Below are 14,276 nucleotides of genomic sequence, written 5' to 3' on the forward strand. Positions count from 1 at the left end.
GATCAGCGCACGCTTTCATGCATTATCGCTCCGCTCGCAGGCCACTGGTGGAAAGCCCCCGGGAAAGGAAATCAAACCTCGAATTTGATCGGCATCGAGCGGGAAAGGATGTTCTATGTTGAGGCGAACCAAGGTGGCTTCCCTGTCGCGGCGCATAGCCGCGATCGCAGCGGCTTTCACGATGGCGGCGGGGCACAGCCCGGCAAATGCCCAGGTGCTTCCGTTATCAAGCGCCAATAATTACGCGAAATATGCCGATGCCAACCGCTGGATATGCCTGCCCGGACGCGACGATGTCTGTTCGCGCGACCTCCAGGCGATCGAACTGCTCGCCAACGGGTCGTCGGTGCCCGTTCCGCCGCGGCCGCCAGCCACCTCGAGCACGGTCGACTGCTTCTATGTCTATCCGACGGCCGGACTGAACCTCATCCCGGGCAACCCCGATCCCTATTATATGAACAGGAGCGCGATCGAGGCGGCGACCGCGGCCCAAGCGGCCTCATTCGCAAGCGAGTGCCGGGTGTTCGCGCCGCAATACCGGCAGGCGACGATTGGCGCCTATGCCTTGCCAGAATTCGTCCGGCAAATGTACATTGAGGTAGCGGCTTCCGACGTCCTCGCCGCCTTCGACTATTATCTGGCGAACCACAACCATGGGCGCAAAATCGTGCTGATCGGGCACTCGCAGGGCGGCGAGATGCTGATCAGGATGATTCAGGGCAGGTTCGAAAGCTCACCCGAACTTCGTCAAAAGCTGCTGCTTGGAATTCTCGCCGGCATCCCGGTTAATGTGCCGATCGGCCAGAAGGTCGGCGGCACCTTCGCCAATGTACCGGTTTGCACCCAGCCGGGGGAAATCAGCTGTTTCATCGCCTTTGGCAGCTATGCCGAGGGTTCTGACCCCACAACCGATACGCGCGTCCCGACCCCGGCGGGCCAGGAACGGGTCTGCGTCAACCCGGCCACCCTCGACGACCTCGCGCTTTCCCCCGAAGCACGCCGGAGCGGGCGCAAGCTGTTGCAAGGAACGCTGCTGATGCCCGCCGCCGACTCGTCGGGCTTCGTCCGGGACGACGCGCAGACCAAGTCCTTTACACGCTTGAGCGGCGCCTACAGCGGCGCGTGCACCGCGGGGACGAATACCCAAATGCGTTTCTTTTCGATCAGGGAGGAGATGGATCCGACCGATCCGCGCCGCGGGATCGTCAAGCTTTCCAAAAATCTCCTCGACTGGGTTACCCAGCTGCTGATCGGCGATGTCGGGCTGCATGTCCTCGACATGCAATTTCCGATGCAGGACATGGTCTCGCTTGTCGCGGCAAGGCGCCCATCGCCGTGATCAAGCCGTGCATTCGGCTTCTGAACGACGCCATCCGAAGCGCCAAGTCGTTCAACTTTTGCATAGAGACAAACAGCAAATGCAGATCGAAACCGCATTACCACGCCTCGCGCTCGTCACCTCGGCCATCCTCATTTTGTCCGGACTATTTTGGTGGAATATCGATAGAGGGTCGAAAACGGACGAAAATGCTACTGTCACGGTGCAGGCGGTCTCGCTCCCGGCGACCGATGCTCCAACCGAAGCATTTGTTTGGGTCGAACGACAGATTCTGGAGACCATTGCGGAACCCGGAACACGCCTTCACGATCTCCGCATCGTCGATCAGGAGCGGTTGATCGTGTGCGGCGAGCGTGTCGACAGCGGCTCCGCAACCTCGCGCCGCTTCGTGTGGCTAAGCCAACTCCGCCAGGTCGTCACCGACGACGGCGGTCCCGATTTCGCTATCCTTGTGCATGTCTGTACTCCGCCTGCCCCGTCCCGAATCCAACCCCTCTCCCCGAAGGATGCCGGAAACGCGAAGTCGCGCAGTCTCGATTGAATTTAAAAAACTGGCTGGACGACCAGTTAATTTATGATATTGGATCGCAACGGCTGAAAAAAGGTCGTGGGGGCGCGCAACGGAGCGCCCATGAGAGGGAGAGGCGTTTTTCCAATGCAGAAATTTTCGATTATGAGTTCGACGCTCGCCATTGGTGCGGCATTGCTGGCGGCGCCCGGCGCCGCGCAGGCGGCCAGTGCGGATGAAGCGCCCCCCTCCAGCGCGGCGCCGGTGACCGATACTAGTCTGGAAGAGATCATCGTCACCGCCCAGCGCCGGACGGAGACGCTGCTGAAAGTGCCGGCGTCGGTAGAGGTCTTGAGCGGCGACCGACTCCAGGCCGCGCACATCAGCAATCTCGCGAACCTCCAGGAGGTATCGCCCAGCCTGAGCGTGTCGCAGACCTCGAACCCCAGCAACGCCATCTTCACCGTGCGCGGGATCGGGACGGCGGTTCGCGGTTCCGAGCAATCGGTCGGCGTCTATATCGACGGCGTGTTCCGCGGGCGGCCCGGTGCCGCGTTGCAGGACTTGCTCGACATCGAGCGCGTCGAGGTGCTCCGCGGACCACAGAGCACCCTGTTCGGTCGCAACAACTCGGCCGGCGCGATCAATATCTCGACCACGCTTCCCGACACAAATGCGTTCGGCGTCTATGCCGAGGGCACCTACGGCAATTTCGACACGATCCAGGCGCGCCTTTCGGTCAATGTCCCGCTGGTCGCCGACAAGCTCGCGCTGAGCATCGCGGTCGCCGAAAGTTACAACCACGGCTACCTCGATGCCCCGAATCTGCGGAGCGGCCGAAGCAATGGACGCGACCGCCAGAGCATCCGCGCCCAGCTCTACTGGACCCCGACCGACGCAACCCGCGTCCGGCTGATCGGCGATTATTCGCAGATGGACGACAGCTGCTGTTCCTATGTGCCGCTGTTCGTTTCCGACGCCGCCGTCACGACACCCTTTTCGTTCAACGTACGCGGCGGGTTCATCGGCTACACCCCCCCGACACCTGGCACCCCCGGCGTGTCGCCGAGCAATCCTGCAAGCAGCGGCACCTTTTACCGGCCGTTCGACCGACGCACGATGCAGGACACGCCTTCGGGCGAGAAAGCCAGGGATAAGGGCGTTTCGTTTCAGATCGACCAGGATTTCGGCAACCTCACGCTGACGGCGATCGGTGCGCACCGGCGCTTCCGGGGCAGTTCCGCCCTCGACATCGACGGCGTCGATTCCGCGATGATGAGCGTCCGGTCCAGTCCGACGAGCAATGTCCGCGAGACGTCGGCGGAGGTCCGGCTTCAGAATGCCGCGGGCAGCCCGGTCGAATTCGTCATCGGCGGCTATTATTTCGACCAGAAAACGGTCGATCTCAACCTGCTACAGATATTGATCAAGCCGATCGCGCGGACGATCACCTTCTATGACTCGCTGGGCACCGGAACGGCGAAGAGCGGCGCGCTCTTCGGTCAGGCGACCTATAATCTGACCGACACGCTCCGCCTCACCGGCGGGCTGCGTTACCTCAGCGAAAAGAAGACGGGGCATGTCACGGTCGCGCCCGGCTCCTTTTCCTTCCCGGGCGACGCAGAACGGAACGACGACGCGCTGATGGGGTCGGCGACGATCGCCTGGCAGCCGAGCGCCGCGGCCAATTTCTATCTTCGTTATGCGCGCGGCTATAAATCCGGTGCGATCAATCTTCTTCTGACAAATCCGGCCGAGCCGTCGGTCGCCCCCGAGACGACCGACGCGTTCGAGGCGGGCGCGAAGTTCCGACTGTTCGGCGATCGGCTGAGTACCAATATCGCGGTCTACACCCAGACCGTGAACGACCAGCAGGTTCAGGCCTTCAACAGCCAGACATCGTCGTTCCTCACCCTGAACGCCGCCAAGGTCCGCTCGCGCGGTGTCGAGGCGGAAATCCTCTATCGCCCGGTCAAGCCGCTCTCGTTCAGCGCCAGTGTGAACTATCTCGACGCAGAATATCTGAGCTTCCCGGGCGCTCCGCCGCCCGCCGGCAGCGTCGTTCCCAGCCAGGACCTCACCGGCCGGCCGCCGCCCAACGCGCCGCGCTGGACGCTCGTCGGCGGCGTCAGCCTCGACCAGCCGCTCAGCGACGAGGTTCGCTTGCTCGGCAACGTCAATTTGCGCCACGCGACAAGCTATTACACCGATCTGCCGCTGACCGAGGCGTTCCGGAATGGGAACACCGACTTTCTGGGCGCCAGCGTAGAGCTTGCTCTGCGGAACGGCATCGGAATCCAGCTTTGGGGGCGCAACCTGACCAAGGAAAACACCTTTCTGGGGGGCATCGGCACCCCGGGCGGCAGCGGAAGCCTCGCCGTGTTCGTCAACGAGCCCCGAACCTATGGCGTGACGTTGCGGTTCCGCCATTGATCGACGCGCGCGGCCGCGACCACAGGGTCGTGGCCGCGCCTCCCCCTCGGCGACACACGCCGCAGATTGAAACTCATTCGAGAATAAGGCGGCTTTCTTGACATTCAGCCCGATCGGCCCTTTCGCGGCGCCCGCAGCATGACGCTTTTTCGTGCCCCGTTCATCTGGACGCCGCAGCAGCCGATCGCCGAGAACTGGCTGCTAGCCTCACGGGACCTGCCCGAAAGAGACGATGGCAAGAACCGGTGGTTCCTGTTCCGCACCGAGGTGGAACTGGAGGCAGCACCGCTCACGGCCCCGACCAGCATCACCGTCGACGGGCGCTACATCCTCTATGTAAACGGCGAAGAACAAGGACGCGGCCCGGTCCGATGCAGTCCCCTCGCCCAGCGTTACGACACGTACGACATCGCGCCCGCGCTGCAGCCGGGCCGGAATGTCGTGGCGGTGCTGATCCACACCTATGGCGTCGATACGGCCTTTTACGAAGGGGTCCGCGGGTTATGGCGGCCCGTCTTCGGCGACGGCGGACTCTGGGTCGAAGGCCCGGTCGTCGACACCCGCCGGACGTGGCGCTGCACGCAATCTTTCGCCTGGGCCCAGAATGTCGAGCAAGCCAATCACAGCCTGGGCTTCATCGAAGCGCTCGACGCCAATCGCCTGCCGGCCGACTGGACGGCGCCCGATTTTGACGACGCGAGCTGGGACCTCGCGCGTCCTCTGCTTGCGGGCGGCGGAGGCCCGGAGTCGCTGTATCAGGGCATGACCGTCCGCCCCTTTCCCATCCTGCTGCCCCGCGGCATTCCCGCACTTCGCGAAATTCAGGTGCGGGGACAAAGCATTCGCTGGGTCAAGGGTCAGCACTCGCGGCCCGACCTGCCGCTGCATCTGCGGCTTTACGACGAGCAGCTCGTCACGGCATCATCAGGCGCGGCGCATCGCCTCGAGGATGTGCTCCGCGACGGAGACGCTGCCACCACGATCCGCACAACGGACGGCATTGATACCGCCTTCACGATCGATTTCGGCCGCATCTTCTCGGGGCATCCCTGTTTCGAGATCGAGGCTAACGGCGGCGAGGTGATCGAGATCGCGTGCGCCGAACGCCTGCCCGGCGAATGGTCGGGGGAGGTCGCCAACGACGCGCGGATCGAGCGACGACCTTATATCGGCACCGACGCTCATCTTTGCCGCTATGTCGCGCGTCCGGGACGACAGGATTTCCGGCGCTTCGAATGGTGCGCCATCCGCTATATGCACGTCGTGGTGCGCAATGCCCCGGCGGGCGTCGCCATTCGCCGGCTCGGCGCGATCGAAACCCATTATCCCGTCGAGGAACGCGGCCGCTTCTCCTGCTCGGACCCTGTCCTGACCCGGCTATGGGCAGCGGGCGCCTATACGCTCAAACAGTGCATGCACGACGCGTGGGAGGATTGCCCGAGCCGCGAGCAGCGCCAGTGGCTGGGCGATGTGACGGTCGAGAACCTCGCCGCGCATGCGGCCTTCGGCGGCTCGGCCGCTGCGCTGACCGCCAAATATCTGGTGCAGGCCTCGGAAAGCCAACGCCCCGACGGCCTGACCCAGATGTTCGCACCGGGCGATCATGGCCACAACGCACGCCTGATCCCCGACTGGACGCTGCAATGGATCTTGTGCGCGGCCGACCATTGGCAGCTCACCGGCGACCTTGCGACGGTTGGCTATATCTGGCCCTCGATCCGCAAGGCGCTCGGCTGGTTCGAGCGGATTGCCGGGCCGAATGGGCTGGTCGTCGACATGCCCTATTGGCACTTCATGGACTGGGCGGGGCTCGGCCGCGACCATCAGGCCTTGCCGCTCAACGCACAGCTCGCCGGCGCCTATGACGCCGCAGCGACGATCGCGCGCGCGCTGGAGGACCAGCGGGCAGCGCGCATCTATGCCAAGCGCGCGCGTTGTATTGCGACCCGACTGGACGCCAACCATTGGGACGAACGGCGCGGCGTGTGGGTCGATATGGTCGATCCGGCCGATGGCAGGCAAATCGGACGGACGTCGCAGCATGGCATCGCCGCGCTCGCGCTGTGGGGCGACGCCGCGCCCGACCGGATCGCACGCGCATTCGACTGGGCAACCGATCCCGCACGCGAAACAGTGACCCCCGCCCCGCCGGTGGTTCCCGTCGGAACCCCGCTCGACGAGGAACATGGGGCCGTTGTCGCGAACACCTTCTACAGCCATTTCGTCAACGAGGCGCTGGCCCGGCATGGCCGCGGTGCGACCGCTCTCGACAATATCAGGCGACGATACGCGCCGATGATCGAAGCCGGATCGACCACGCTCTGGGAAGCGATCACGCCATGGGCCAGCCTCTGTCATGGCTTTTCGGCCTCTCCGACGCACTTCCTTTCGCGCCACCTGCTGGGTGTGGCACCCGCCAAGCCCGGCTTTACCCGGGCGCGGATCATGCCCGATCTGTTCGATCTCGATTTCGCCGAGGGCGTCGTGCCGGCGGGCAGCGGGGAGATTTCGGTCGAACTGCGCCGCAACGCGAGCGGGTTCGACGCCGTGATCCGCGCCGGATCGATTCCGTTCGACCTGGTGGCGCCGCCCGGCTTTGCCCTGCAGTCGCGCCGCGATCAGGATGGCGTGACCCATGCGGATTTTGTCGAATTGAAAACATCGTGCCGAGACATTCGATGCGCCCTGTGACCAGCCATGTTGCGGCGGCGGCCCGCACACACCGATTGCCGCTTCGGCACAAGCTCGGCTTCGCGGCGGGCGGCCTCGTCGACGGAACCGCCTTGCATCCGCTCAACATATTCCTGCTCTTCTACCTGACCAGCGTGGTCGGGATGTCGCCCGCGCTCGCGGGTGCGGCGATCGCCGCGGGGCTGGTCGTCGACGCAATCGCCGATCCCCTCATCGGCTCGGCGTCCGATCATTGCCGGTCGAGGCTGGGCCGGCGGCTTCCCTTCATGCTCGCCGCGCTTGTGCCGATCGCCTTGGGTCTTACTTTGCTCTTTTCACTGCCGCCCGCGCTTGGCGGCGCCGGACTCTTCGTCTGGGTTGCCTTCCTGTCGGTGGTGTTGCGCGTGTCGGTGTCGCTGTTCCTGCTGCCCGCGACGGCGCTCGGCGCCGAGCTCACCGACGATTATCGCGCGCGCTCGACGCTGATGACGCTGCGCTGGTTCTTCTTCATGTCGGGCGGCATCGCTGGCCTCCTGCTCGGTTTCGGCCTGTTCTTCGCCGGACCCGAAGGCCTGATGGCACGCGGCCAGTACACCCCGTTCGCGCTCGCGCTGTCGCTGATCATCATCGGTGGCGGCCTGGTCGCCTGCCGGACGGCGCTGGCGACCCGCGAGCGCGAACATGCGCCCGAAACCCGGCCCCATTCGGCCTCCGCCTTCTTCAAGGAGCTCGCCGAATGTCTGCGCAATCCGGCGTTTCGCTCTGTGCTGACGACGAACATCCTGTTCTTCGTCGGTTTCGGGGTCAACAGCGTGCTGGGAATCCATGCCAATACGCTGTTCTGGGGGCTGAACGGCGAACAGGTACAGGCCGTCACCATGACGCTGTTCTTCGGCCTGTTCCTCGGCGCGCCCTTTGGCGGGCTGCTGCTCGCGCGAATGGAGAAGCGAAGCGTTCTGATCCTGGGGATTTCGGCGCTGCTGACATGCCAGTCGGCCCCGGTCCTGTTGCGCCTCGCCGGGCTCCTTCCGTTCGACGGGAACAGCCTCGCGACCCTGTTGACGATATTTTCGCTGATGATGGGGATGTTCATGGGCTCCGCCGGGATCGCGATGAACGCGATGGGCCCCGATGTGGCGGATCAGCATGAACTGCTGTTCGGCACCCGGCGCGAAGGGCTTTTTGCGGCCGGCAATGCCTTTGCCAACAAGGCGGCGTCGGCGGGCGGGACGCTGGTTGCCGGGCTCCTGCTCGGCTTCATCGCTTTGCCGAAACAGGCCGGCGCGCCCCTCGGCGCGGGCGACGTGCCCGAACGCAGCCTGAACCTGCTCGGGCTTGTCTATGGCCCCGGCGCCGCGCTGTTTTCGCTGATGGCGGTTTTCGCGATCCTGAAATACCGCATCGACCGCGAAACCCATGCCCGGAATATCGCGGCGCTGAACGATCGGCGGCGGGCGGCGAGCCCGGCGGCGTAATCATTCCCGCATCGCAAATCTAAATATTGGCATCCCGGCGAGCGCTGTGCTTACGTGCCGACCACAGTCATCGGCCCTCTTATAATCAGGTTCCAAGCGAGCGTATGTCCTCATCACCCCCCGCCCCCGAGCGCGTCAAACCCGTCCGCCGCAAACAGGAAGACCGGACGGCCGACACGCGGCGGCGTATCCTCGAAGCCACGATCGGCTGCCTGTACCGGATGGGATATAGTGCGGTCACGATTGCGATCGTGGCGAAGGAAGCCGGCGTCAGCCGCGGCATCATTTCCTATCATTTCGCCAGCAAGGCCGATCTGATGGTGGCGGTGCGCGACGCGGTCCATCTCGAGGAAACGCGGCTGATCGAAGAGACGCGCAAGCGGATCGGGACCGAAGCCTATCTGAACGAACTGCCGCGCCATGTTCTTTCGGGCATGCTGCGCGAGCCGGGGATCGCGGTGGACGAGATCTTGCTCGCGGCGCGCGCCGACCCCGATCTCAGCACGAAGCTGCGCACGGCCGAAAGCGACATCGAGCACCGGGTGCTGAGCGGTCTCAAGGGCTATTATGCCGAACTGGGGATCGAGCCCCCGCCCAATCTCGCGATCATCATGCGCGTGTTCGTCGCGGCATTTCGCGGCCTTGCGATCACCGAACTGGTGCAGGGCGAAGAGGCCGAAACCGAGGCCAGCGTCGCCTATCTGATGGAGCTTTTCGGACAGCTCAATATCGGGCGCGGCGGCGGGCGCACGCCGGGGCCGTCATAAGGATATTTGCACCGCGGCCACCGGTACGACGCGCTCATACGAACCGGCCCCGAGTGCTTCGGCATCCCGCCCCGGCAGGACCAGTTCGATCGACGCGCCTTCGGGCACGCTGACCTCGACCCGCAGCCCGCCAGCATCGAGGTCCCAGCGCACGCGAAGCCGCCCCTGCCGCGTCTCCCATACCGTTTCGGCCCAGCTCACGCCCCCGCCCGGCTGCGGCGCGGCGCGATAGCGTCCGTCGGCGGCCGACAGCGGCGCGATACCGCCGATCGTGCGGTGCATCCAGTCCGCGACGGCACCGAGCGCATAATGGTTGAAGCTCGTCATTTGGCCGGGGTTGATCGAACCGTCCGCGAGCATCGAGTCCCAGCGTTCCCAGATCGTCGTCGCCCCCATCTTCACCGGATAGAGCCACGACGGACATCCGGTCTCGAGCAGCATCGAATAGGCATCATCGAGATGCCCCGTCCGAGCGAGCGCGTCGCAAATATAGGGCGTGCCGGCAAATCCGGTGCTGATCCGGTGGCCCGATGCGCGCGCCAGTTCGGCGAGCCGGTCTCCGGCGATCGCGATGTCGGCTTCATCGAGGATGCCGAACACGATCGCCATCGCATAGACGGTCGTGCAGTCGCTCTCGATGCGCCCGTTCACGACATAGGCATCATGGAAGGCGCGGCGCAGGGTCGCCGCCTTCCCGGCGAACCCGGCCCCATCGTCGCGGCCGAGAATAGCCGCCGCCTCGGCAACGAACCGCAGCGAACGATAGAGGCTGATTGTGGCGACGACCCCCGCATCGGCCTTTGCCGCCAGAGGATTTTGCGGCGGCGCCTCGGGATCGAGCCAGTCCCCGAACTGGAAACGGCCTTCCCACACACCGCGCTCCGAAAGCTGTGACCAGGCGCGGTTCACATGCGCGACCTGCGCGTCGAACGTCTCGGCGAGAACGCGCGTGTCGCCGTACGCATCCCGGATGGCACGCGGCACCCAGACAATGGCATCGGACCAGATCGCGGCTGTCTCGACCAGCTTGAACAGGGGCGTCGCGTCGAAATATTTGAGAATATCGGGAACGACCCACGGCACGAGGCCATCGCGGTGCGCCTGTTCGATCTGGACGTCGCGGAGCCATTCGCGAAGGAAATCCTCGACGTCGAAAAGAAACGCCGCGGTCGGCGCGAAAATGGCAATATCGCCGGTCCAGCCCAGCCGTTCGTCGCGCTGCGGGCAGTCGGTCGGCACGCCGACGAAATTGCCCCTGGTGCTCCAGACGACATTGTCGTGAAGCTGGTTGAGATCGTCGTTCGAGCAGCGGAACCAGCCGGTGCGCTTCATGTCCGATCCGATGACAACGGCTTCCACCCCGCCGGCGCGCGCCAACGCGTCGATCCCGCCCAGCCAGCCGTCGATTTCGGCATAGCGAAAGCCGTGGAAGACCAGCGTCGGCTCGAAAAGATCCTCGCCGCCGCTGAGGGTATAGATATCGGTCGCCTTTGCCGAGCGGAGCGGCCTCACGCCAAGTTCGTCATTCTCCAGAACCTCGGCATGGCGGATCGTCAGCGTGTCGCCCGCCGCGCCCTGAACCTTGACGCGGAGCCAGCCGACCAGATTCTGACCGAAGTCGACGAGGAGCTTCCCGGCAGGCGATGTCCACAGCCGCGTCGGCGCGCGCGTCTCGATACGCCGTATCGAGGGCCCGAACTGACGATCGAACTTGCCGGTATCAAAATCGACGACTTCGGCGGGAAGCCACCCCTCCGCCGCAAAACCCGGCTGCAGCCAGTCGGCGGCCGTGAGCCGCGCATCGACCGACTGACCGTTATAGAGGTTCGACCGGGTGATCGGACTTGCACCCACAAGCCAGTCCCCGTTCGTCGCCACGACCTGCCGGTGCCCGTCGGCAAAGCGAATATGAAGCTCGGCAAAGCCGGCCGGCCGCTCGCCATAGGTCACATGCGGCGGAATGAAGAGCGGGGTCGCGTACCAGCCGTCGCCAAGCTGAAGCGCGAGCGCGTTCGCGCCGTCCGACACGAGCCCGGTCACGTCGCTGACCGTGTAGCGCACGCGCCATTCGTAGGAGGTCCAGCCCGGCGCAAGAAGATCGTCGTTGACCGGCGCACCGTTCAGCCACGCCTCGACCACCCCCAGCGCCGAAAGCAGCAACGTCGCGTGGGCGACCGGGCCGTGCCCCGCGTCCAGCGCAAATTCGACTCGCAGCCGCGGTGCCGTCTCGATCGCGGCGGGTGCGGCGAGCATCTTTCCGATGCGCGGCGCCGGGGCGTCGATGTCGAACGGTCCGCTCATGGAAATCCTTCGAATATCCGGGCGATGCGGGGAAGCGCATCGCGCGCCTCGGGAAGGAAAGTGAGGACGGGCCAAGCGTGCACGAGCCCCGGGCTGATGATGAAAGTCATCGACAGCCCTTCGTCACGGCTCCGCTTCTCGAGGCGGGCGGTGTCGGGATAAAGGATATCGCGCGTGCCCGCGAAGACGGTGACGGGCGGGAGCCCGTTCAACGCGCCAAACAGCGGGCTGACCCGCGCGTCCACCGGATCGAGATCTCCGGCCCAGTGCCGGCCGCACCATCGAAGCCCGTCCACCGTCATCAGCGGATCGTCGATCGACAGCGACCGCGGATCGGACAGCGTGACATCGAGCCAGGGCGCGATGAGGAGCAGATGCGCGGGCTGCGCGCCACCACGGCGGACGAGTTCCTGCGTCACCGCGAGCGCGAGCCCGCCGCCGGCAGAGTCGCCAAGGACCGAAACCGGCGCGCCCGCGGCCAGTGCCTGTGCAACAAGGTCAGCCGCCTCGGGAACAATGATCGCCGCGGTCCCGCGCGGCGCGAGCGGGTAGAGGGGAACGAGCGCGCGGCAGCCAAGCGCCCGCACCAGTGCGGCGATCCAGCTCCACTGGAAACCCGCCATCTGGGCGATATAGGCGCCGCCGTGAAAATAGATGAGCGTCTGCGCGCGTGCGGCGCCGCCCTCGGGCTCGAGACGCCAGACCGGCCATTCGCCGAAATGGTCGAGCGAGGCGGTGACGCCGTCCAGGCTGGCCGCCGGCGGTGCGGGCGCCGGAAGCGGCGCACCGACCGAAGCTGTAGTTGCTTCCACCAGCGTGACGGCCTTGCGGGCCGACCGGTGCCGGATGCGCATCAGGCGCGCCACGCCGACGACCAGCTTGTGCCGCCAGCTCGTCCGACCACTCTTCGGATGCGATAGCGGCATCATGGATGAAGCGACGCCTCTTCGATCTCGAACTCGCTATGCTGGTCGCGCGAGCGAAAGACGATCCACGCGGTGGCGACGCCGATGAAGGTCGTCACCGTGAGGATACCGTAAAGCGCCCGGATACCGATCTCCTGAAGGAGCAGCGGCGTCACCGACGCCGCAGCCGCAGCGAACAGGCGGGCGATGGCGATGATCGTTCCCTGCGCGGTCGTGCGTACAAGCGTCGGGAAGGATTGCTGCGACCAGACACGGTACATCCCCTCGAAGGCGAAGGAGGCACCGATCGCGTTCAGGATGAAGGCGAAGACGAGCGTTTTCGCCGAAAAGCCGAAGACGGCGATGACGAGCGGCATCAGCACGAAACACACCGCACCGAACTGGAAATAGCGGAAGCGCACAGGCTTGTCGGCGATCTGCATGAACCAGAGGAAGCCGATGAGCACGAGCGGGAGCGCGAGGAAGGAGAATTTCGCCGCCGACGAAACGGTAAACCCCGCCTCCTTCACCATCATATAGCTGAAATACTGCCCGTTGGTGTTTCCGAGGATACTCGTGCCGACATAGAAGATCGACAGGCCAAGGAAAGGGACGAGATAGGGCGCACGAAACAGGGTCGATACCTTCACCGTATCCCCCTTTCGCACGTCATTGCCCGCTTTTCGCGCCGCGCGGGCATCGAGCCAGAGCTGCGATTCGGGGATCGTCAATCGGGCGAGTAGCACGATCACGGAAACCAGAACGACATGGCCGAAGATATAAGTGATCGCGTTGCGGCCGAGGTCGCCGACAAGCGCCACGCAAATGCCGTTTGCGGCAATGCCGACAAGCCAGAGCAGGTTCGAAAAGCCGAGCAATCGGCCGCGATTGTCGTCATCCGCAGCCTCGGAAATCGTCGCGAGCGACACCGGAAGATCGGCGCCGATCGCGAAGCCCATGACGGCGACCCCAAGGAAAATCGCGGTAAAGTCCTGCGCCGCCATCAGCGCCAGCGCTCCGCCGATGATGAAAAACATTGTGATCACGAACACCGGCCGACGACCGAAACGGTCGCCGAGACGACCGCCGACGGCGGCGCCGACCGCCATCGCAAGCGTCAGGGTGCTCGCTGTAATGCCAACCTGACCAGCCGAGAGGCCCAGTTGTTTTTCAAAGATGACGAGACTGGCGCTGAAGGCCGTGATCGCGGCGGCGTCGATATAGGATGCCATGCCCGCGACCGTCCCGGCCCACCACGGGTTAATGACAAAGATCGATCGGACGGGCAAAGGTATCGGGCCCCGATCCGCGGTTTCCAATGGCATCCGTCCTCCCCTGCGTCATTCCGCACCCACGCGACCTCTTACAGGTCACAGCATCAGCGTAGCATATATTTACTGGACATCCAGCCAGTTATTTTCACAAACTCGGGACTTATGAGTACGCCAACGATGAGCGTGGATTTTCCGGTCGACCACGCTGTCAGTCGTTGTGAAAAGATGACCCTGGAGTATCGACCGCCAGCCGATTGAACAGGCCCTGTTGAATCGGCTCAAAAATGCGGCCGCAGCTGTATCCGGGCAGTCGCAAACGATCGTTGTCCTCGGCCGGGACGTCAGCGACGACATCTTGCGTTTTACCGTCGAGGACAATGGCCCCTGACTTCCCGCCGGAGCCGACGACATCTTCCTCCCACTTTACACGACAAAGGCAGAAGGAGGTGGAATCGGCCTCTCGCTCACACGTCAGATAGCCATTTCGCATAGCGGCACCCTGACCGCAGCCCCGATGGCAACCGGCGCAAGATTTTCAGTTCAGCTCAGAATTTGAAATGGAGTGCTGCGAATATTTCATGTTGCCGCGCTTCGATCTCGATCT

Annotated in this window: 10 protein-coding genes; 6 read left to right on the forward strand and 4 right to left on the reverse strand. The window is 64.5% G+C overall.

From position 1 onward, the window contains the following. Window positions 1–115: 115 nt before the first annotated feature. The 6 genes from AC07NV_RS10460 to AC07NV_RS10485 all read left to right on the forward strand — a co-directional run bounded on the left by AC07NV_RS10460 (window position 116) and on the right by AC07NV_RS10485 (window position 9,192). Window positions 116–1,339, forward strand: a complete 1,224-nt coding sequence (locus AC07NV_RS10460; protein WP_495166285.1) for a DUF3089 domain-containing protein — start codon at window positions 116–118, stop codon at window positions 1,337–1,339. A gap of 79 nt (window positions 1,340–1,418) precedes the next feature. After that, window positions 1,419–1,880, forward strand: a complete 462-nt coding sequence (locus AC07NV_RS10465) for a hypothetical protein (RefSeq protein WP_495166286.1) — start codon at window positions 1,419–1,421, stop codon at window positions 1,878–1,880. Window positions 1,881–1,994: 114 nt separating this feature from the next. Beyond that, on the forward strand, window positions 1,995–4,280 hold the full coding sequence (locus AC07NV_RS10470; protein ID WP_495166287.1) for a TonB-dependent receptor: 2,286 nt from the start codon (window positions 1,995–1,997) through the stop codon (window positions 4,278–4,280). A gap of 138 nt (window positions 4,281–4,418) precedes the next feature. Continuing rightward, window positions 4,419–6,971, forward strand: a complete 2,553-nt coding sequence (locus AC07NV_RS10475; protein WP_495166288.1) for an alpha-L-rhamnosidase-related protein — start codon at window positions 4,419–4,421, stop codon at window positions 6,969–6,971. Next, a complete protein-coding gene (locus tag AC07NV_RS10480) occupies window positions 6,968–8,425 on the forward strand; it encodes an MFS transporter (RefSeq protein ID WP_495166289.1) in 1,458 nt (485 codons plus the stop codon). Before AC07NV_RS10475 ends, AC07NV_RS10480 begins: the two co-directional genes overlap by 4 nt. A 104-nt stretch (window positions 8,426–8,529) precedes the next feature. Continuing rightward, complete coding sequence (locus tag AC07NV_RS10485) at window positions 8,530–9,192, forward strand: TetR/AcrR family transcriptional regulator (protein ID WP_495166290.1); 663 nt, start codon at window positions 8,530–8,532, stop codon at window positions 9,190–9,192. Here the strand turns inward: AC07NV_RS10485 and AC07NV_RS10490 are convergent. From AC07NV_RS10490 to AC07NV_RS10505, 4 genes are all read right to left on the reverse strand, one after another. Beyond that, window positions 9,187–11,493, reverse strand: coding sequence for a family 78 glycoside hydrolase catalytic domain (locus AC07NV_RS10490; protein ID WP_495166291.1), 2,307 nt, complete (start codon window positions 11,491–11,493; stop codon window positions 9,187–9,189). The genes AC07NV_RS10485 and AC07NV_RS10490 overlap by 6 nt on opposite strands. Further along, window positions 11,490–12,422, reverse strand: coding sequence for an alpha/beta hydrolase fold domain-containing protein (locus AC07NV_RS10495; RefSeq protein WP_495166292.1), 933 nt, complete (start codon window positions 12,420–12,422; stop codon window positions 11,490–11,492). The genes AC07NV_RS10490 and AC07NV_RS10495 overlap by 4 nt, the downstream gene beginning before the upstream one ends. Beyond that, window positions 12,419–13,630 (reverse strand): MFS transporter, encoded by a 1,212-nt coding sequence (locus AC07NV_RS10500; protein WP_495166293.1) that lies wholly within the window; start codon window positions 13,628–13,630, stop codon window positions 12,419–12,421. The genes AC07NV_RS10495 and AC07NV_RS10500 overlap by 4 nt, the downstream gene beginning before the upstream one ends. A 250-nt stretch (window positions 13,631–13,880) precedes the next feature. Beyond that, window positions 13,881–14,162: a hypothetical protein gene (locus tag AC07NV_RS10505; protein ID WP_495166294.1), complete on the reverse strand. Its 282-nt coding sequence runs from the start codon at window positions 14,160–14,162 to the stop codon at window positions 13,881–13,883. Between the last annotated feature and the right edge of the window lie 114 nt (window positions 14,163–14,276).

It is taken from the genome of Sphingopyxis sp. GW821-FHT10B01, assembly GCF_059415685.1.

Bases quoted from the DNA above. Each gene is read 5' to 3' on its own strand.
- AC07NV_RS10460 (WP_495166285.1), top strand. From the start codon at position 116: ATGTTGAGGCGAACCAAGGTGGCTTCCCTGTCGCGGCGCATAGCCGCG.
- AC07NV_RS10465 (WP_495166286.1), top strand. From the start codon at position 1,419: ATGCAGATCGAAACCGCATTACCACGCCTCGCGCTCGTCACCTCGGCC.
- AC07NV_RS10470 (WP_495166287.1), top strand. From the start codon at position 1,995: ATGCAGAAATTTTCGATTATGAGTTCGACGCTCGCCATTGGTGCGGCA.
- AC07NV_RS10475 (WP_495166288.1), top strand. From the start codon at position 4,419: ATGACGCTTTTTCGTGCCCCGTTCATCTGGACGCCGCAGCAGCCGATC.
- AC07NV_RS10485 (WP_495166290.1), top strand. From the start codon at position 8,530: ATGTCCTCATCACCCCCCGCCCCCGAGCGCGTCAAACCCGTCCGCCGC.
- AC07NV_RS10490 (WP_495166291.1), bottom strand. From the start codon at position 11,493: ATGAGCGGACCGTTCGACATCGACGCCCCGGCGCCGCGCATCGGAAAG.
- AC07NV_RS10495 (WP_495166292.1), bottom strand. From the start codon at position 12,422: ATGATGCCGCTATCGCATCCGAAGAGTGGTCGGACGAGCTGGCGGCAC.
- AC07NV_RS10500 (WP_495166293.1), bottom strand. From the start codon at position 13,630: ATGGCATCCTATATCGACGCCGCCGCGATCACGGCCTTCAGCGCCAGT.
- AC07NV_RS10505 (WP_495166294.1), bottom strand. From the start codon at position 14,162: ATGCGAAATGGCTATCTGACGTGTGAGCGAGAGGCCGATTCCACCTCC.